Origin of the sequence: Pseudoduganella aquatica (genome assembly GCF_009857595.1) — a bacterium.
Lineage (GTDB): Bacteria > Pseudomonadota > Gammaproteobacteria > Burkholderiales > Burkholderiaceae_D > Rugamonas > Rugamonas aquatica_A.
On record NZ_WWCU01000023.1, the window covers coordinates 65,455 to 84,903 of the forward strand.

Sequence of the window (19,449 nt, forward strand, 5' to 3'; positions counted from 1 at the left end):
ATGGCATGATTGTTGCTTGTATGGCTCCCATTGATTAAAAATATCCAATAGGAAAGAACAATGAGCAAGCGTTTCATGTCCCGCACCGCCGTCGCCGCTGCCGCCCTGCTGCTGGCCGGTTCCGCCGCCGCCACCACGCTGACCAGCAAGCTGAGCGTCGATAACGGCTTCATCGCCTACATCTCGACCAGCGATACCGTCACGGGTACCGAGTTCAGCCGCGGCGCGGATTGGGGCACCACCATCACGGGCACGGCCAATCTGGTGAATGGCGTTACCTACTACCTGCACATCTACGCTTACGATGACAACGCCAGCCCCACCGACGCGGCCGGCCTGCTGGGCCAGTTCAACCTGGGCGATGACAAGCACCTGTTTTCCAATGCCAGCACCGTGCTGACGACCAATACCGTCAACTGGAAGGGCAACAACACGGGTTTCAATATGCCGTACACCAGCCTGACCAACCTCGGCGCCGATGGCATGCAGCCCTGGGGAAATCGTCCTGAGATCGCCGATACCGCCCGCTGGATCTGGGCCGGCAATTCGGTGAGCCAGAACGTTGCCTACTTCAGCACCAAGATCACCGCCGTGCCTGAACCTGGCAGCATAGCCCTGTTCGGCCTGGGCCTGGCGGGCCTGGCTGCACTGCGCCGCAAACAACGCGCATAAAGCGGCGCGCATAAAAACGAACCGGCCGCGAGGCCGGTTTTTTTTAGCGCAGCTTGCGGCGGCACACGTAGCGGTAGGCCGTGTCGGTATGGCTGCCCGCTGCGGGCTGTTCCGCGTCGTATTGCTCGTACTTGAAGTTGCCGACCGCTTCGCCGCGCGCCAGCGTGGCCGGGTAGAAGGTTTGCGCCAGCAGGGTCACGCTGTGCTCCTTGCAGGAATACAGGTATTGCGCCTTGAGCGAGCGGTAGGTCTTGCCGTCGGCGGAGGTTTGCGGCTTGCTGTAGGAGACCAGGGTCCAGGCCTTGCGCGCGCCCTCGGCGCCGTCGTCCACCTTGGCCACGCTGGCCTTGTCCACGTAGAGGGTGGCGGCGCCGTTGCCGGACAGCTTGCTCCAGTTGGCGCCCTGCGCCTTGCTTGCCGCCTGTGCGGTGCAGGACAGCGTGAGCAGCGCCGCCAGCAGCGGCAGGGCGGCGCGGTTCATCAGGGCACCAGCGGCTTCTTGGTGGCCAGCTTGGTCTTGATCTCGGCCACGGTCTTGTCGATGGCGGCAAAGCGGACCGTGGTGGCCGGGTGCAGGGCGGTGTAGCCGTTCATGACCGAGGCCGGATATTGCGTCGCCAGGCGCTGCCAGAAGGGCTTGGCGCGCTCGATGCTGTAGCCGGCGCGCGCCAGCATGTACAGCGCCAGGCTGTCGGCCGCCGTGTCCATTTCCTGCGGCACCGGCTTCAGGCCGCCGCTGCCGATCAGCAGGGACAGGTCGGGCTTGGTGCGCACCAGGTTGTCTATCATGCTGCCCACGGCGGCGGTGTTGCGCATGGCGCCGGCGTGGCCCAGCACATTGTGGGCGATGTCCTTGGCCAGCACGTAGGCGATGGCCTCGTCGCTCTGGGCGAAGTTCATCATGCCGCGCGTGATCAGCACGCGCTGGCCGTCGGCGTAGGAATTGATGTTGTCGGCGTTGCCCAGGTGGACGCGGATGGCGCAGGCGCGCGTGACCGGCACGTTCAGCGTCTGGTTGCCGCCGTTGCGGGCGATGGTCATGTTCAGCGCGGCCTGCCTGCCCACCAGCGGGCCGAGTACCTCGGCCGCCTGCGATTCGGCGTCCGGGCCGCCGGGCAGGGCCTTGCCTTCGACGGACACCAGGCCGTCGCCCTTGCGCAGGCCGGCGCGCGCGGCGCCGCTGCCGGCCAGCACCGAACTGACCTGCAGGCGTTCGCCGTAGCCCAGCACGGCGTTGGCCGCGTCGGAGTATTCACCCGGGTAGGAGTAGCGGTTCTGCGCGGTGAAGCCGAGCAGGTTGCGCGCCATGTTCTTGCACAGGTCGGCGTTGTTGATGAGCAGCGGGGCGGACACGCGCGACAGGCGGTCCTGCAGGCTGACCATGGTTCTCAACGCGTCCTGCGCGGCGGCCGTCTTGGCGCTCACCACCGGCTGCTGGTTTTCCGCGGGCGCATGCGGGACAGGGGCGGTCTGCGGCGCGCTGGCCTGCGGCGCCAGCGTGGAGCAGGCCGACAGCAGCGCCGCCGACAGCGCCGCTGCTGCTGCGGCCAATTTGCCGCCCGCCTGGTTGCCGTTTTTGTCCGCTGCCGCCATCAGTTTCTGCGCCTTGCCTGCCATGGAGTTTCCTTAATGTTTGCCGGTGCTGCCGAAGCCGCCTTCGCCGCGTTCGCTGCCGCCGAATTCTTCCACCACGTTGAAGCCCACTTGCAGCACCGGCACGATAATCAGTTGCGCCAGGCGTTCCATGGGATTCAGCGTGAACGTGCTGTGGCCCCGGTTCCAGGTCGATACCATCAGCTGGCCCTGGTAATCGGAGTCGATCAAGCCTACCAGATTCCCCAGCACGATGCCGTTCTTGTGTCCCATGCCGCTGCGCGGCAGGATCATGGCGGCGTAGCCCGGATCGCCGATGTGGATGGCCAGGCCGGTAGGCACCAGCACGGTCTGGCCGGGCTCGATGACGATGGGCGCATCGATGCAGGCGCGCAGGTCCAGGCCGGCGCTGCCGGGGGTTGCGTAGGCCGGCATCTGGTCTTTCATGCGCGGGTCGAGGATTTTGACGTCGATGTTTTTCATTGGAACAGGGAATGCTTTGCTATGCGTTTGGAAATTTCGGAAATCAGCTGCCGCGCCAGCGTGAGCTTGTCGGCGCGCGGCAGGATGGTGTGGCCGTTTTCATCGAACAGGATGATGGTGTTGTCGTCCTGGCCGAAGGTCTGCGGGCCGATATTGCCGACCAGCAGAGGGATGCCTTTCTTCTCGCGCTTGGCCGCGCCGTATTCGAGCAGGTTCTCGGATTCGGCGGCGAAGCCCACGCAGTAAGGGTAGCCGGCCAGGTTGGTGCGGGTGGCGACGCTGGCCAGGATGTCCGGGTTCTGCTCGAACTTCAGGTCCGGCACGGTGCCGTCGTTTTTCTTCTTCATCTTCTGCGTGCTGGCGTTGACGACGCGCCAGTCGGCCACGGCGGCCACGGAGATGAAGACGTGCTGGCCGTGCACGGCCGACTGCACTTCGTCGTGCATCTGCAAGGCGCTTTGCACGTTGATGCGCTGCACGCCGAAGGGCGTGGGCAGGGCGGTGGGGCCGGAGATCAGCACCACTTCGGCGCCGGCTTCGCGCGCGGCGCGCGCCACGGCGTAGCCCATCTTGCCCGAGGACAGATTGGTGATGCCGCGCACCGGGTCGATGGCCTCGAAGGTCGGACCGGCGGTGATGAGGATGCGCTTGCCGGCCAGGACTTTCGGCTGGAAGGCGGCGATCAGTTCGGCCAGCAGCTGCTCGGCTTCGAGCATGCGGCCCAGGCCCACTTCGCCGCAAGCCTGTTCGCCAGCGGCCGGGCCGAAGATCTGCACGCCGTCGTCCTTGATCTGCTGGACATTGCGCTGGGTGGCGGGGTTCTGCCACATTTCCACGTTCATGGCCGGGGCCACCAGCAGCGGCACCGTGCGCGGGCGCGCCAAACACATGGTCGACAGCAGGTCGTCGCACACGCCGTGCGCCAGCTTGTAGATGAAGTCCGCCGAGCAGGGCGCGATCAGGATGGCGTCCGCATTGCGGGTGACGTCGATGTGGGCCATGTTGTTGTCCACGCGCGGGTCCCACTGGCTGGTGTAGACCGGCTTGCCGGACAGCGCCTGCATGGTCACGGCGGTGATGAAGTGGGTGGCCGCGTCGGTCATCACCACTTGCACGGAAGCGCCTTCGCGCGTGAGCGCGCGGCACAGTTCCGCAGCCTTGTAGCAGGCCACGCCGCCGGACAGGCCGAGGACGATTCTTTTGCCGCTCAGTTCCATAATGTCAGTTCCATAAATGCGCCTACTTGTTCACCCTGCGCAGCTCGTCGAGCACGAACAGCGCGGCGCCGACGCAGATGGCCGAATCGGCGATGTTAAAGGCCGGGAAGTGGCCTATGCCCTTCCAGTGGAAGTCGAGGAAGTCCACCACGTGGCCGTAGAGGATGCGGTCGATCACGTTGCCGATGGCGCCGCCCAGTATCAGCGCCAAGGCCCAGCAGAACATGCGCTGGCCGGCGTGCTTTTTCAAGAGGTAGACAATGAACAGCGCGGCGGCGATGCCGATGCCGGTGAAGAAATAACGCTGCCAGCCGCTCTCGTTGGACAGGAAGCTGAATGCCGCGCCCTTGTTATAGGCCAGCACCAGGTTGAAGAAAGGCGTGACCACCATTTCCTCGCCCCAGCGGAAGGTCTTGTTGATGGTGATCTTGGTGATCTGGTCCAGCAGCAGCACGATGAAGGCAATGCCCAGCCACGGCGTCAGGCCGCCGGAGGAGGACTTGGAGGAGAAGCTTTTTGGTTTGGATGCCATGTGTGGTCTTGTCGGTTGGCTTTGGCGGGTTACGCGCTACGCGCTAACCCGCCCTACGGTGTTACGGCATTACGGTGTTGCGGTGTTGCGGTGTTGCGGTGGCGTAGGGCGGGTTGGCGCGCGAGCGCGTAACCCGCCGCACCGGAGTTTAAGCGAACTTGCGCTTCTCGCCCGCACCGAACAGATTGCTGTGGCAGCGGCCGCACAGCGTCGGGTGGTCGGCATGCGCGCCCACGTCGGCGCGGTAGTGCCAGCAGCGCTCGCACTTGGCGGCGGCCGAGGCGGCGACCGCCACCGCTTCATCCGCTTCGGCAGCCACTTGCACGGCCTTGGCCTGCGAGGTGATGAAGACGAACTTCAGGTCGTCATCCAGGCTGGCCAGCAGCTGGTACTTCTCGCCCGAGGCCTTGATCTCCAGCTCGGCCTGCAGCGAGGAGCCGATGGCGCCCGAAGTGCGCAGGTCTTCCAGCTGCTTGGTCACGCCGGTGCGCACGTCGCGCAGCGCGGTGTACTTGGCCAGCAGGGCTTCCGAGTCCGCCACCGCAGGCAGTTCCCACCAGGTCTGCGTGAAGATGGTTTCGTCGCTGGCCTTGTACGCTTCGGCGCCGGCGAACACCGCCCACGCTTCCTCTGCGGTGAAGGACAGCATGGGCGACATCAGGCGCAGCAGGCTTTGCGTGATGTGCCACAGCGCCGTCTGCGCCGAGCGGCGCTGCTGAGAGTCCACGGCGGAGGTGTACAGGCGGTCCTTCAGGATGTCCAGGTAGAAGCCGCCCAGGTCTTCCGAGCAGTAGTTCTGCAGCTTGGACACCACCGGGTGGAACTCGTAGCTCTCGTAGTGCTTGGCGATGTCGGCCTGCAGGCGCGCCATGTCGGCCAGCGCGTAGCGGTCGATCTCCAGCATCTCTGCCACCGGCACGGCGTTGGCCTTGGCGTCGAAGTCCGAGGTGTTGGCCAGCAGGAAGCGCAGCGTGTTGCGGATGCGGCGGTAGGATTCGGTCACGCGCTTGAGGATCTCGTCCGAGATCGACAGCTCGCCGGTGTAGTCGGTGGCGGCCACCCAGAGGCGCAGGATGTCGGCGCCCAGCTTGTTCGACACGTCCTGCGGCGACACGGTGTTGCCGATGGACTTGGACATCTTCTTGCCTTCGCCGTCGACCACGAAGCCGTGCGTCAGCAGCGCCTTGTAGGGCGCGGCGCCGTTCAGCATGGAGGAGGTCAGCAGCGAGGAGTGGAACCAGCCGCGGTGCTGGTCCGAACCTTCCAGGTACAGATCGGCCGGGAAGGCGCTCTGCTCTTTGTGCGAGCCGCGCAGCACGGTCTGGTGCGTGGTGCCGGAGTCGAACCACACGTCCAGCGTGTCCTTGTTCTTCTCGTAGTGGGCCGCGTCCTCGCCCAGCAGCGTGGCCGGGTCCAGCGACAGCCAGGCATCGATGCCGTTCTTCTCGATCAGCTGCGCCACCTGTTCCAGCAGCTCCGGGGTGCGCGGGTGCAGGTCGCCGGTTTCCTTGTGGATGAAGAAGGCCATCGGCACGCCCCACTGGCGCTGGCGCGACAGGGTCCAGTCCGGACGGTTGGCGATCATGCCGTGCAGGCGCGCCTGGCCCCAGTCCGGGAAGAACTTGGTTTCGTCGATGGCTTTGAGCGCGGTCTGGCGCAGGGTAGGGCCGCCGTCTTTCGGATGCGCGTCCATGCCGGCGAACCACTGCGAGGTGGCGCGGTAGACGATGGGGGTCTTGTGGCGCCAGCAGTGCATATAGCTGTGGTCGAACATCTTCAGTTCGAACAGGGCGCCGGCTTCGCGCAAGGCGTCGCAGATAGGCTTGGAGGCGTCCCAGATGCTCATGCCGCCGAACAGCGGCAGGGTGGACACGTATTTGCCGTCGCCCATGACCGGTTTCAGGATCTCGTCGTCCTTCAGGCCGTGCGCTTTGCAGGAGATAAAGTCGTCCTGGCCGTAGGCGGGCGCGGAGTGGACCACGCCGGTGCCGCTCTCGGTGGTCACGTAGTCGGCCAGGTAGACCGGCGACAGGCGGTCGTAGAAGGCGTCGCGCGCGTGCAGCGGGTGCTTGAAGCTGATGCCGGCCAGGTCCTGGCCCATGCAGGTGCCGATGGTCGTGCCTTCGAGCTTGTAGCGCGCCAGGCAGGACTCCACCAGGTCTTGCGCCAGGATCAGCAGCAGCGGCTGGCCGTCGCGTTCGGCCTGCACCAGCGCGTACTTCACTTCCGCGTGCACGTTCAGCGCCTGGTTGGACGGGATGGTCCACGGGGTGGTGGTCCAGATGACGATGAAGCCGTTTTGCGTCGGCAGGGCAGGCAGGTCGAAGGCCTTGGCCAGCTTGTCGAATTCATGGAAGGCGAAGCCGACGTCGATGGCCGGGTCGCGCTTGTTCTGGTATTCCACTTCCGCTTCGGCCAGCGCCGAGCCGCAGTCGAAGCACCAGTTCACCGGCTTCAGGCCGCGGTAGACATAGCCCTTCTCCAGCAGCTGGCCGAGGGCGCGCAGCTCGTCGGCTTCGTTGGAGTAGTTCATGGTCAGGTAAGGGTTTTCCCACTCGCCCAGCACGCCCAGGCGGATGAAGTCCTTCTTCTGGCGCTCAACCTGCTCGTGCGCGTAGGCGCGGGCCTTGGTCAGCACGTCGGCGGTCGGCAGGTTTTTGCCGTGCAGTTTTTCGATCTGGATCTCGATCGGCATGCCGTGGCAGTCCCAGCCCGGCACGTAGGGCGCGTCGTAGCCGGCCAGGGTGCGGGCCTTGACCACCATGTCCTTGAGCACCTTGTTGACGGCGTGGCCGATGTGGATGTCGCCGTTGGCGTAAGGCGGACCGTCGTGCAGCACGAATTTCGGGCGGCCGGCCGCTGCCTTGCGGATGCGGTGGTAGATCTTCTTCTCTTGCCAGTCTTTGACCCAGTTCGGCTCGCGCTTGGCGAGGTCGCCGCGCATGGGGAACGGGGTTTCGGTCATATTGACCGGGTATTTGCTCTCGGCCTTCTTTGGTTTGTTGTCGGACATAGCGATCTTTAAGTTTGGGTATTTGTATGCTTGGTGGGACTGCTGCGGGTGCTGCCGGGCAGAGTCAAATTCGGTCGGTAGCGTTGACGGCGCCGCTGCTGGTGCGCCGGGCGAACCACGCGCGCGCCAGTTCGGCGTCGCGGTCGATGGCGGCGGTCAGGGTGGGCAGGTCGATGAATTTCTCCTCGTCCCGTATCTTCTCCAGGAACTCCACGCGCACGTTCTTGCCGTAGCAGGACTGGGCGTAGTCGAAGATGTGCACCTCCAGCAGCGTGCGGCCGGCGTCCTCCACGGTGGGGCGCACGCCCAGGCTGGCCACGGCCGGCAAAGGCGCATCGGCCAGGCCGTGCACCTGCACGATGAAGATGCCACCCAGGGCGGGGCGGTGCGGCACGCGCAGGTTGAGCGTGGGGTAGCCTATGGTGCGGCCCAGCTTGGCGCCGTGGATCACGTGGCCGGAAATCGAGTACGGGTGGCCCAGCAGCTGTTCGGCGTGGGCGAAGTCGCCCTCGGACAGCGCGGCGCGCACGGCCGAGGAGGAGATGCGGGTGGAGCCCTTCATCACCGTGGGCAGGGTATGCACCTCGAAGCCGTACTGCTTGCCGGCCTCGATCAGCATGGCCACATTGCCGGCGCGGCGCGCGCCATAGCAGAAGTCGTCGCCCACCATCAGCCATTTCACGTGCAGGCCTTCGACCAGCACGTTCTCGGTGAATTCCTGCGGCGTGAGGGCGGCGAAGGGTGTGCTGAAATGCTCGACGATGACGCGGTCGATGCCGTTATTCTCCAGTGACTGCAGCTTGTCGCGCAGATTGGCGATGCGGGCCGGGGCTTTCGACAGGTCGCCGGCCTTGCGCGCGAAGAACTCGCGCGGATGCGGCTCGAAGGTCATCACGGCCGCCTCCAGGCCCAGCTGCTTGGCCGCCGCGCGCACCTGCGCCAGCAGCGCCTGGTGGCCGAGGTGGACGCCGTCGAAGTTGCCTATCGTCAGCGCGCAGGGCGCGCGCGCCGCTGCATTGGGAAGTCCGCGAAATACCTTCATGGGAATCTGGAGCGAAAACTGGGCTAAATGGGGGATTATACGGACTGTTGGCCGGATTCACATGGGGAAACACTGCGGCGCACCATGAAAAGCAAAAAAGCGCTGCGGGCGGGAGCCGGCAGCGCTTCGTGTTCCCGGACGGGAATTACATCGGGTGGTTGATCTGCATGATGTTGTAGCGGGCCAGTTCGGCTTCGCCTGCCGTGCCTTTCACGCCTTTGAGCGTGGTGATGGCGGCGGCTTTCTTGCCGGCGATGGCTTGCGCCTGGCCGTAGTGCAGTTTCATCTCTTCAGGACGGCGGGCGGTGCCGAACTTGATCGCCTGGTCCATCAGTTTCAGGCCGGCGTCGCCTTTGCCTTCGCTGACCAGGGCGTAACCCATATTGGCCAGGCCGTCGGCGTCCTTGTTCTTGATCAGCTCGGCTTCGGAGGCGTCGCGCGCTTTTTTCAGGTCGGCGTCGGTCTTCACGGCCAGGTCTTTCAGGCGCTGGTGGCGGCCGGCGTCGGCGCCGGTGCCCAGCACGCCTTTTTTGTAGCCCTGCTCGATCACTTTCAGCGCTTCGGCCGGATTGGCCACTTGCAGCGCCAGCTGGCCCATTTCCATGTAGTCGTTCGGCTTGGCCAGCAGACCCAGTTGCAGTTTCAGGCGCAGCAGGTCCAGGTTCAGCGTGCTCGAGAAGCCAGGCTTGCCGACCACGCGGTTCAGCAGGTCAGCCCAGTAGCTGGTCTTCGGATAGCTGCCGGCCAGTTTTTCCAGGGTGGCGACGTAGCCGGCCTTGTCGTTCTGTTTCAGCTGGATATTGGCCAGCATCTGCAGATTGCCTTCGGACTGCTTGCCGCTCGCCTGCAGTTCCTTGGCCGCTTCGGCGAATTTGCCGCTGATGTAGTAGGTCTGGACCAGCAGGTCGTGCATTTGTGCATCGCCCGGGCTGTCTTTCAGCGCGCGCTGGATCCAGGTGATGGCTTTCGGGTAGTCCTTGGCGCGGTAGTAGATGCCGGCCAGGGCCTGGGTGAACTTCGGCGATTCGCCGGCGGACAGGCGGCCGGAGTTGACCACGGCTTCAAACGCGCGGGCAGCGGTGTCGTTGTCGCCGGCGGCTGCGGCCGCCGAGGCGCGCACGCGCTCAATCTGGTATTTCTCGAATTCGGTTTTGCCACCGACTGCGTCGGCTTCCTTCAGTTTGGCCAGCGCTTCCTTGTGCTTGCCGGAGCTCGTCAGCTTCTGTGCTTCCTGCAGCGGTTTGCCGACCGCGGCGCTGACGGCGTCAGCAGCGTAGGCAACCGAGGTCAAGCCGGTCAGCGGGGCGGCAGCGGTAAAACCGATGGCGGCCATCACCAGGCCGAGATGAGCGAGACGAAACTTGGTCATGAGGAAGTATTCTTTCTGTAGAAACGCAATAGGCAGGAAACCCTGCCTATTGCGATAAATAGTACGGATTACTGGAACTGTTCGTTGCCGACCAGACCAATCTTGGTCACACCCAGGCGCTGGGCCGAAGCCATCACGCCTGCCACCGATTTGTACGACACCAGCTTGTTGGGGCGCAGATGCACCTCAGGCTGGTCAGCTTGCGCTGCCACGGCGGTCAGTTTCGATTCCAGGGTGGCGCGGTCGGGAACGACTGCGTTATCCCACAGGATCGTACCGTCGAAGTCGACGTCAATCGTAATCACAACCGGGTCCTTGGTAGGCGGCGGCGGGGTGCCGACCGGCATGTTCAAGTTCACCGAGTGATTGGCTTTTGGAATGGTGATGATCAGCATGATGATCAGTACCAGCATGACGTCGATCAGCGGCGTCATGTTCATTTCCATCATTGGTTCCGGGTCCGCGCCTGCGGCCGGGGAACCGACATTCATACTCATGGTGTTTCCTTTGTAGAAGGTGACTGGACCTGCCCCGGCCATGACGGCCGGCCGGGGCATCGAGGGTCTTGGGCCGAGGCCTTAACCCTTGTCAGGCGGTTCGGTGATGAAGCCGACCTTCTGGATACCAGCACGCTGAGTCGTGAAGATCACCTTGCCGATTGCTTCGTACTTGGTTTCTTGGTCACCACGTACGTGCACTTCCGGCTGCGGCAGTTTCACGGCCTCTTTTTTCAGAAAATCGAACAACTCATTCGTGTCCGCCATTTTCTTTTGATTCCAGTAGATGTCGCCATCCTTGTTAACAACGATGTTGACGTCTTCCGGTTTGGTCTGAATTACCTGGTTGGTCTCTTCCGGCAGCTTGATCTTCTGCAGTTTGAGAACGACCGGGCTCGTAATCAGAAAGATAATCAGCAGAACCAACATGATGTCCACGAGGGGCGTCGTGTTGATTTCTGACATTACCTGATCTTCTCCGCTATCGGAGCCTACGGACATCGACATGGTTATTATCCAATCTTTTTAGCGCCGCCGGCACGGATGGCCGAGTCAGCGGTCGACATGGCGCCGGAGATCAGCACGGAGTGCACGTCAGCCGAGAAGGCACGCACGTCTTCCATTGCGGACTTGTTACGACGCACCAGCCAGTTGTAGCCCAGAACGGCTGGAACTGCCACGAACAGACCGAAGGCGGTCATGATCAGTGCTTCACCCACAGGGCCTGCCACTTTGTCGATCGACGCGTTACCGGTCATGCCGATGTTGATCAGTGCATTGTAAATACCCCAAACGGTACCGAACAGACCGATGAACGGTGCGGTCGAACCCACGGTTGCCAGGAAGGACAGGCCGTCTTGCAGACGCGACTGAACTTTGTCCACAGCGCGCTGGATGGACATGGTTACCCAGGTCGACAGGTCGATTTGTTCCAGCAGGGCGCCGTCGTGGTGCGCGGTGGCCTTGGTGCCGGTTTCAGCGATGAAGCGGAATGGGGAACCGTCGGTCAGGGTGGCGGCGCCAGCTGCGATCGACGATGCTTTCCAGAACTTGGCAGCGGATTCTTTCGACTGCTTGAAGATCTTCATCTGGTCCAGCAGTTTGGTGACGATGATGTACCACGAACCCATCGACATGATGGTCAGGATGATCAGGGTGCCACGGGAAACGAAACCACCGTTCCAGACGGCTTCGAAGCCGAATGGGTTTTCTACTTCTTCATGGGTGCCGGCTGCTGCGGGTGCCGATGCTGCTGGAGCTGCTGCGTCTGCTGCTGGAGCTGCTGGAGCTGCCGCTGCATCCGCTGGAGCCGCTGCAGGTGCCGAAGCGGCTGCCGAGGCAGGCGCGTCAGCCATGGCTGGGGCGCTGACCAGAGCGGATGCTGCGGTCACCGAGAACAGCACAGCGGCCAGTACAGCGGACAAACGGGTATTCTTAAACATGCTTCCTCCAAATTGATAAAATAATCAGTTCGCTGAAATGTCAACGAAGTACTAAGTGGGACGTAACTGCTGCCCCGGTTTTTATTCCAGCGTCCAGACGTATTGCATTTGCATCCACGCTTGCTCCGGCTTGCCGTCGGTCATGCCAGGCTTGAAACGGCACTTGGAAATACCCGCGATTGCGGCTTTGTCCAAATCCCTGAAGCCACTGGATTTCACTAATTTGGATTCGACGACATGGCCGTCTACACCAATCAGGAACGATAACGTTACCGTACCGGTTTCTTCATTGCGCAGGGAGGATTTAGGCCACTCTGGTTTTGCGCAAGTGTTGAAGTCGGCTACTGCAGGCACGTGTACCGATTTTGCAGGCGGCGCTGGCGGTGCTGGCGGTGCAGCTGGCGGCGCTTTCTGCAACTCGTTCGTCGCAGGTTTCACGTTGGTCGCGTTAGCGATAACGTTCTGCTGCGGCGGCGGCTGCTGCACGTTCACCTCAACCGGAGGAATGAAGGGCGGTGGTGGTGCCTTCATCTCTGGTGGTGGTGGCGGTGGCGGCAGTTCTTTTGGAGGAGGTGGTGCCACTTCCTCGATGATCTTGGTTTCTACGGGTTCGACCATTTTGGCGACCAGGCGTTTGCCCAGACCCGACACGATCCCGTACGCAACCAGGATGTGCAACAAGACCACGACGGTTATGCCAGTCAGATTCTTCTTGGCGTCCTTCTCGTTATGCGTGAAATTCATGCCTGCTTTCTCCAATACCAACTCTTTTGTACTACCTCGAACCCCGTTATGGCGACAAAAAGCTCCAGCCGCATCCGGGACGTCGGCGAATTATACATACGAATCCTTCAATTTACATAGAATTTTGATCCCTAAAACCGGTTAAATTTCATGTGCTTAGCGCCGTTTTTCGCCTTGCTGCTGCACCGTTCTGGCACAAAAAGCAAGACTTCCCGGCACGTTTTTGGGGAGTAATTTTCGACCCCTTCACGATGTTTATTTTTCCGCCGAAAAACGGAATTAAATGTCGGAATTGGTCAGGCCAGCCGTGCAAAAGTTGGTGCGTGCCGTTGCTGATGTGCAACTCAAGCGCGTTCGCCATATGAATAGTATAGAAGAATTTCACAGACTAGCGCCCGTTAAGGCAGTCTTAAATATTGTTCTATCTATATGCGTTCCGCGGCGGCGGCGCGGAACGCGGGCAGGGGACGGGGCGCGGCGCCCCGGAGGCGTTCAGCCGCCGCGGTTGCGCTTCTCACGCTTGACTTCCAGCGTGTTAATAACATGGCCATGCGGGTCCACTGTTTCCAGGTGGACATCGAAGCCCCACAGCCGCGCCACGTGCTTGAGCACCTCGTTGGCCTGCTGGTTCAGCGGGCGGCGGTTGAACTGGGTGTGGCGCAAGGTCAGGGCGCGGTCGTCGCGGGTGTTGACCGACCAGACCTGGATATTCGGCTCGCGGTTGCCCAGGTTGTACTGTTCGGCCAGCTGCTGGCGCACGTAGCGGTAGCCCAGCTCGTCGTGGATGGCCGAGACGTTGAGCTTTTCGTTCTTGTCGTCGTCCAGCACGGCGAAGAAGTGGAACTCGCGTATCAGGCGCGGCGACAGGTACTGGGCGATAAAGCTTTCGTCCTTGAAATTGCGCATGGCGAAGTCCAGCGTCTTGCGCCAGTCGCTGCCGGCGATGTCGGGGAACCATTCGCGGTCCTCGTCCGTCGGGTGCTCGCAGATGCGGCGGATGTCGGTCATCATCGCGAAACCGAGCGCATAAGGGTTGATCCCGCTGTAATAGGGGCTGTGCACCGGCGGCTGGAACACCACGTTGGTATGGCTCTTGAGGAACTCCATCATGAAGCCCTCGGCCACCACGCCCTCGTCGTACAACTGGTTCAGGATGGTGTAGTGCCAGAACGTGGCCCAGCCCTCGTTCATCACCTGGGTCTGGCGCTGCGGGTAGAAGTACTGGCTGATCTTGCGCACGATGCGCACCATCTCGCGCTGCCAGGGTTCCAGCAGCGGCGCGTACTTCTCTATAAAGTACAGCAGGTTCTCTTCCGGCTCGGGCGGGAAGCGCGGCATGGGCTTGTCGATCTCCTCCTCGTCGCGCCGCGGCAGGGTGCGCCACAGCTCGTTGATCTGCGACTGCAGGTAGGCTTCGCGCTCCTTCTGCTTCTGCTGCTCCTGGAACAGCGACAGCTTGGCTGGCCGCTTGTAGCGGTCCACGCCGTAGTTCTGGATGGCGTGGCAGGAGTCCAGCAGCAGCTCGACCGCGTCGATGCCGTGGCGCTGCTCGCATTCGGCGATGTAGTTCTTGGCGAACACCATGTAGTCGACGATGGCCTCGGCGTCGGTCCAGGTGCGGAACAGGTAGTTGCCTTTGAAGAAAGAATTGTGGCCGTAGGCCGCGTGCGCGATCACCAGCGCCTGCATGGTCAGGCTGTTCTCCTCCATTAAATAGGCGATGCAGGGATCGGAGTTGATGACGATTTCGTAGGCCAGCCCCATCTGGCCGCGCTTGTAGCCTTTTTCGGTGGACAGGAAGTGCTTGCCGAAGGACCAGTGGTTGTAGGACACCGGCATGCCGACCGAGGTGTAGGCGTCCATCATCTGCTCGGCGGTGATGATCTCGAGCTGGTTGGGGTAGGTGTCCAGGCCGAAGTTGTGCGCCACGCGCCGGATTTCCTCGTGCGCCTGCTCGATCAGTTCAAACGTCCATTCGGACTGCTCGGGCAGGGCGCGCGGATGCGGTGGCCGTTTAGTCATCTGGTTCATACGTGTGCCTTAATGCGCCCGCTTATTTGGGCTGCTTTTTGAACAGTTCGCGGAACACCGGATAGATGTCGGCCGGCGTGACGATTTTCTGCATGGCGAAGTGGGGGTGCAGGTCCGGCACCTGGGCGTACTGCTCCCACAGGTTCTGCGGCGGCCCGTCCGTGATCTCGACATAGGTGTAGTACTGCACCTTGGGCATGATGGTGTTGACCAGCAGCTGCTTGCACAGCAGCGAGTCGTTGTCCCAGTTGTCGCCGTCCGAGGCCTGGGCCACGTAGCTGTTCCACTGGCCGGCGCCGTAGCGTTCGTCGAGCACCTTGTTGAGCAGGTGCAGCGCCGAGGACACCACCGTGCCGCCCGATTCGCGCGAGTGGAAGAATTCGTCCTCGCTGACCTCGGCCGCCGCCGTGTGGTGGCGGATGAAGACCACGTCGATCTTGTCGTACACGCGCTTGAGGAAAAGGTAGAGCAGGATGAAGAAGCGCTTGGCGGTGTCCTTGCGGCTCTCGTCCATGGAGCCGGACACGTCCATGATGCAGAACATCACCGCCTGCGTCATCGGCTTGGGCACCTTGATGCGGTTGCTGTAGCGCAGGTCGAAGGGGTCGATATAGGGGATGGCCAGCAGCCGCGTGTGCAGGTGGTGGATCAGCTTGCGCAGCTCGACCACGTTGGGGTCTTCCATGGGCGCGCCCGCCTCGAGCAGGGCCTGCAGTTCCAGCTCCGCCTCGTGCAGGCGCTTGCGCGAGCTGCCGCCGACGGCGATGCGCCGGCCCAGCGCGCCGCGCAGCGAGCGCAGCACGTGGATATTGGACGGCGTGCCGGACACGGTGTAGCCGGCGCGCTGGTTCTTGAACTCGGTGGTGGCGGTGAGCTGGGTCTTGACCAGGTTGGGCAGTTCCAGGTCCTCGAAGAAGTAGTTCATGAATTCTTCGCGCGACAGCTCGAAGATGAAGTCGTCTTCCGAGGTCTGGTCGCTATTGCCGGCCTTGCCGCGCCCGGAGCCGCCGCCGCCCTTGGGCCGCGCGATCTGGTCGCCCTTCAGGTATTCCTGGTTGCCCGGGTTGATCACTTCCCACACGCCGCCATGGGCATGGCCGAACGAGGGCTCGTTCACGTCCTTGACGGGAATCGACACTTTTTCGCCATTTTCAACATCGGTGATGGAGCGGCCCTTGATGGCCCGTCCCACCGCGTCCTTGATCTGGCCTTTGTAACGGCGCAAGAAGCGTTCGCGGTTCACTGCGGACTTGTTCTTGCCTTGCAAACGACGGTCAATGAGGTAAGTCAAAGTGCCTCCTGCTGCTACATAATTTCCGGCGTCGGGGCAGGGCGGCTGTTGGGCCGTCCCTTCCTCGTATTATCGCACCGCCGGCTTAGGATGACTTCCTCACGCGCAGATACCACTCGCACAGCAAGCGCACCTGCTTCGCGGTGTAGCCCTTCTCCACCATGCGCGCCACGAAGTCGGCGTGCTTGTTGGCGTCCTCGGCGCTGGCCTTGGCGTTGAAGGAGATCACCGGCAGCAGTTCCTCGGTGTTGGAGAACATTTTCTTCTCGATCACGGTGCGGAACTTCTCGTAGCTGGTCCAGGCCGGATTCTTGCCGCCGTTGTTGGCGCGCGCGCGCAGCCCGAAGTTGACGATCTCGTTGCGGAAGTCTTTCGGGTTGGAAATCCCGGCCGGCTTCTCGATCTTCTCCAGCTCGTTGTTCAGCGATTCGCGGTCGAAGCTTTCGCCGGTGTCCGGGTCGCGGTATTCCTGGTCCTGTATCCAGAAGTCGGCAAAGGTCACGTAGCGGTCGAAGATGTTCTGGCCGTACTCGGAATAGCTTTCCAGGTAGGCGGTCTGGATCTCCTTGCCGATGAACTCCACATAGCGCTGCGCCAGGTGCTCTTTTATATAGGAGAAGTATTTCTGCTCGGTCTCGGGGGGGAACTGCTCGCGCTCGACCTGCTGCTCCAGCACATATAAGAGGTGCACCGGGTTGGCGGCCACTTCCGTGGTGTCGAAGTTGAACACCTTGGACAGGATCTTGAAGGCGAAGCGCGTCGACAGCCCGCTCATGCCCTCGTCCACGCCGGCGTAGTCCACGTATTCATGGATGGACTTGGCTTTGGGATCGGTGTCCTTCAGGTTTTCGCCGTCGTACACCAGCATCTTGCTGAAGACGGAGGAGTTTTCCGGATCCTTCAGGCGCGACAGGATGGCGAACTGCGCCATCATCTTCAGCGTGCCGGGCGCGCACGGCGCTTTCTCCAGCGAGGAGTTGACCAGCAGCTTGTCGTAGATCTTGATCTCGTCGGTCACGCGCAGGCAGTACGGCACCTTGACGATATAGATACGGTCAAGGAATGCCTCGTTGTTGCGGTTGTTCTTGAAGGCCTTCCACTCGGACTCGTTGGAGTGGGCCAGGATGATGCCGTCGAAGGGGATGGCGCCGAAGCCTTCCGTGCCCTTGTAGTTGCCTTCCTGGGTGGCGGTCAGCAGCGGGTGCAGCACCTTGATGGGCGCCTTGAACATCTCGACGAATTCCATCAGGCCCTGGTTGGCCAGGCACAGGCCGCCGGAGTAGCTGTAGGCGTCCGGATCGTCCTGGGCGTAGTCTTCCAGCTTGCGGATGTCGACCTTGCCCACCAGCGAGGAAATGTCCTGGTTGTTCTCGTCGCCCGGCTCGGTTTTCGAAATGGCGATCTGCTTCAGGATGGACGGGTAGCGCTTGACCACGCGGAACTGGTTGATGTCGCCGTTGAATTCATGCAGGCGCTTCACCGCCCAGGGGCTGGGAATGTTGCGCAGGTAGCGGCGCGGGATGCCGTAGTCTTCCTCCAGTATGGTGCCGTCCTCGGCCTCGTTGAACAGGCCCAGCGGCGACTCGTTCACGGGCGAGCCTTTCAGGCAGTAGAAGGGCACCTGTTCCATCAGCGACTTGAGCTTCTCGGCGATGGAGGACTTGCCGCCGCCTACCGGGCCGAGCAGGTAGAGGATCTGCTTGCGCTCCTCCAGCCCCTGCGCGGCGTGGCGGAAGAAGGACACCACTTGCTCGATCACTTCCTCGGTGCCGTAGAACTCGCGGAACGCCGGATAAATCTTGATGACCTTGTTGGCGAAAATGCGGGACAGGCGCGTATCGTTGCGCGTGTCGACCAGCGTGGGTTCGCCGATGGCGGCCAGCATGCGCTCGGGCGCGGTGGCGTAAGTAAGCCGGTCTTTTTTGCAAAGCGCCAGATACTCCGTCATTGACATTTCTTCTTCCTTGGTGCGCTCGTACCGTGCTGCGTAGTTGTCAAAAATGGTCATTTGAATGTCCTTTGATGTAAACCTGCTAGTCACTTGGTCGGCAGTCAACACGGCTGCTGGCCCTTGCCTTGTGCGATACCTACTCCTTGTTTTGTTTTTCTATCGTTGCCAGCTGCCTGCGCTGGTACGGATTGCCCGTACCTCGGAGCTGTGCTTTGTGGCCGTGCGGTGGGCTTTGCCGGCATATTTGTGTGTACGTCGTAACGCATCTTACGTCTATGAAATTTATTATTGCTCTATTGGTTCAGGAAGTCAAAAGGTATGTCGTAATTAACTTAATTAGTTTCTATAACCACCTGATTTTAAACAGGAAAATCTTGGAAATAGTTAAATTTCCAGTGGTTTTTACCGCGTTTTTCCGGTGCTTTTGTGCCACATTAGCACGGCTGAAGCAGTCATGCTGACCGGCACGCAAACCGTGCGCGTGTGTCCGCCTTTGCGTTAAGATGGCCCCATCCTATGATGCCCCTTATTTACCAGACAACGGAAGAAACAAGATGAACAACCAGCTGCGCACGGTGGTGCAGGCCATGCCGAAAGCCGAACTGCATATCCATATCGAAGGCTCGCTGGAACCCGAGCTGATTTTTGCGCTGGCCGCGCGCAACGGCGTGGCCCTGCCATACGCCTCGGTGGAGGCGCTGCGCGCCGCGTATGCCTTTACCGACCTGCAATCCTTCCTCGATATCTACTATGCCGGCGCCAGCGTGCTGCTGCAGGAGCAGGACTTCTACGACATGACGGCGGCCTACCTGAAAAAAGCCGAGGCCGACAATGTGCGCCACACGGAAATCTTCTTCGACCCGCAAACGCACACCGCGCGCGGCGTGGCCATGGAGACCGTGTTCAACGGCATCCACCGCGCCTGCCAGGACAGCCCGGTCAGCGCCACGCTGATCATGTGCTTCCTGCGCCATCTGTCGGAAGAGGACGCGCTGTCCACGCTGGAGGCGGCCACGCCTTACCTGGACAAGATTATCGGCGTGGGCCTGGACTCGTCCGAAGTGGGCCACCCGCCGGAGAAATTCGCGCGCGTGTTTGCGCGCTGCCGCGAGCTGGGCCTGCACCTGGTGGCGCACGCGGGCGAAGAAGGCCCGCCGGCGTATATTGAGTCGGCGCTGGACGTGCTGCACGTGGAGCGCATCGACCACGGCGTGCGCGTGCTGGAGGACGCGGCGCTGACGGCGCGGGTGGCGCGCGAGCGCATCGCGCTGACGGTCTGCCCGCTGTCGAACACCAAGCTGCGCGTGTTCGACCAGATGAAGGACCACAACCTGGTGCAGCTGCTGGACGCAGGCCTGGTGGCCACGGTGAATTCGGACGACCCGGCCTACTTCGGCGGCTATATGAACGACAACTTCATCGCCACCTTCGAGGCCTTGCCGCTCACGCTGGCGCACGCCCGCACGCTGGCGCGCAACAGCTTCGAAGCGTCCTTCCTGCCGGCGGAGCAGAAGCAGCGCTTCCTCGCCGAAGTGGATGCCTATTTCGCCGCCGTCCCGGCCTAAAGCCTAG

Annotated in this window: 17 protein-coding genes; 2 read left to right on the plus strand and 15 right to left on the minus strand. The window is 62.1% G+C overall.

The features are described from left to right. The first annotated feature begins 60 nt into the window (after positions 1-60). A complete protein-coding gene (locus GTP77_RS19210; protein WP_161073757.1) occupies positions 61-672 on the plus strand; it encodes a PEP-CTERM sorting domain-containing protein in 612 nt (203 codons plus the stop codon). A gap of 43 nt (positions 673-715) precedes the next feature. On the opposite strand, the gene GTP77_RS19215 is transcribed toward GTP77_RS19210, so the two are convergent. The 15 genes from GTP77_RS19215 to GTP77_RS19285 all read right to left on the minus strand — a co-directional run bounded on the left by GTP77_RS19215 (position 716) and on the right by GTP77_RS19285 (position 17,934). After that, on the minus strand, positions 716-1,153 hold the full coding sequence (locus GTP77_RS19215; protein ID WP_161073758.1) for a surface-adhesin E family protein: 438 nt from the start codon (positions 1,151-1,153) through the stop codon (positions 716-718). After that, a complete protein-coding gene (locus tag GTP77_RS19220) occupies positions 1,153-2,289 on the minus strand; it encodes a M48 family metallopeptidase (protein WP_229202261.1) in 1,137 nt (378 codons plus the stop codon). The genes GTP77_RS19215 and GTP77_RS19220 overlap by 1 nt, the downstream gene beginning before the upstream one ends. A 9-nt stretch (positions 2,290-2,298) precedes the next feature. Then, positions 2,299-2,748 carry a dUTP diphosphatase gene (gene dut / locus GTP77_RS19225; protein ID WP_161073759.1) on the minus strand — a complete coding sequence of 150 codons (450 nt, stop codon included), beginning with the start codon at positions 2,746-2,748 and terminating at the stop codon, positions 2,299-2,301. Continuing rightward, a complete protein-coding gene (gene coaBC, locus GTP77_RS19230) occupies positions 2,745-3,965 on the minus strand; it encodes a bifunctional phosphopantothenoylcysteine decarboxylase/phosphopantothenate--cysteine ligase CoaBC (protein WP_187358772.1) in 1,221 nt (406 codons plus the stop codon). The genes dut and coaBC overlap by 4 nt, the downstream gene beginning before the upstream one ends. A 22-nt stretch (positions 3,966-3,987) precedes the next feature. Then, positions 3,988-4,497: a signal peptidase II gene (gene lspA / locus GTP77_RS19235; protein ID WP_161073760.1), complete on the minus strand. Its 510-nt coding sequence runs from the start codon at positions 4,495-4,497 to the stop codon at positions 3,988-3,990. Between the two features lie 148 nt (positions 4,498-4,645). Continuing rightward, positions 4,646-7,510 carry an isoleucine--tRNA ligase gene (ileS, locus tag GTP77_RS19240; protein ID WP_161073761.1) on the minus strand — a complete coding sequence of 955 codons (2,865 nt, stop codon included), beginning with the start codon at positions 7,508-7,510 and terminating at the stop codon, positions 4,646-4,648. A gap of 64 nt (positions 7,511-7,574) precedes the next feature. Beyond that, a complete protein-coding gene (locus GTP77_RS19245; RefSeq protein WP_161073762.1) occupies positions 7,575-8,552 on the minus strand; it encodes a bifunctional riboflavin kinase/FAD synthetase in 978 nt (325 codons plus the stop codon). 145 nt (positions 8,553-8,697) lie between these two features. After that, a complete protein-coding gene (locus GTP77_RS19250; RefSeq protein ID WP_228893589.1) occupies positions 8,698-9,921 on the minus strand; it encodes a tetratricopeptide repeat protein in 1,224 nt (407 codons plus the stop codon). 68 nt (positions 9,922-9,989) lie between these two features. After that, a complete protein-coding gene (locus GTP77_RS19255) occupies positions 9,990-10,418 on the minus strand; it encodes an ExbD/TolR family protein (RefSeq protein WP_187358773.1) in 429 nt (142 codons plus the stop codon). An 81-nt stretch (positions 10,419-10,499) separates the two neighbouring features. Then, positions 10,500-10,925 carry an ExbD/TolR family protein gene (locus GTP77_RS19260; RefSeq protein ID WP_025595585.1) on the minus strand — a complete coding sequence of 142 codons (426 nt, stop codon included), beginning with the start codon at positions 10,923-10,925 and terminating at the stop codon, positions 10,500-10,502. 5 nt (positions 10,926-10,930) lie between these two features. Beyond that, positions 10,931-11,860, minus strand: coding sequence for a MotA/TolQ/ExbB proton channel family protein (locus GTP77_RS19265; RefSeq protein ID WP_187358774.1), 930 nt, complete (start codon positions 11,858-11,860; stop codon positions 10,931-10,933). An 81-nt stretch (positions 11,861-11,941) separates the two neighbouring features. Next, positions 11,942-12,604, minus strand: a complete 663-nt coding sequence (locus tag GTP77_RS19270; protein WP_161073763.1) for an energy transducer TonB — start codon at positions 12,602-12,604, stop codon at positions 11,942-11,944. Between the two features lie 492 nt (positions 12,605-13,096). After that, a complete protein-coding gene (locus GTP77_RS19275; RefSeq protein ID WP_371869374.1) occupies positions 13,097-14,635 on the minus strand; it encodes a SpoVR family protein in 1,539 nt (512 codons plus the stop codon). Between the two features lie 22 nt (positions 14,636-14,657). After that, on the minus strand, positions 14,658-15,926 hold the full coding sequence (locus GTP77_RS19280; protein ID WP_161073765.1) for a YeaH/YhbH family protein: 1,269 nt from the start codon (positions 15,924-15,926) through the stop codon (positions 14,658-14,660). A gap of 85 nt (positions 15,927-16,011) precedes the next feature. After that, complete coding sequence (locus GTP77_RS19285) at positions 16,012-17,934, minus strand: PrkA family serine protein kinase (protein WP_161073766.1); 1,923 nt, start codon at positions 17,932-17,934, stop codon at positions 16,012-16,014. Between the two features lie 497 nt (positions 17,935-18,431). Between GTP77_RS19285 and GTP77_RS19290 the strand changes: the two genes are divergently transcribed. Next, the gene (locus GTP77_RS19290; protein ID WP_161073767.1) at positions 18,432-19,442 is read left to right on the plus strand and encodes an adenosine deaminase; all 1,011 of its coding nucleotides are present in this window, start codon (positions 18,432-18,434) and stop codon (positions 19,440-19,442) included. Positions 19,443-19,449: the final 7 nt, after the last annotated feature.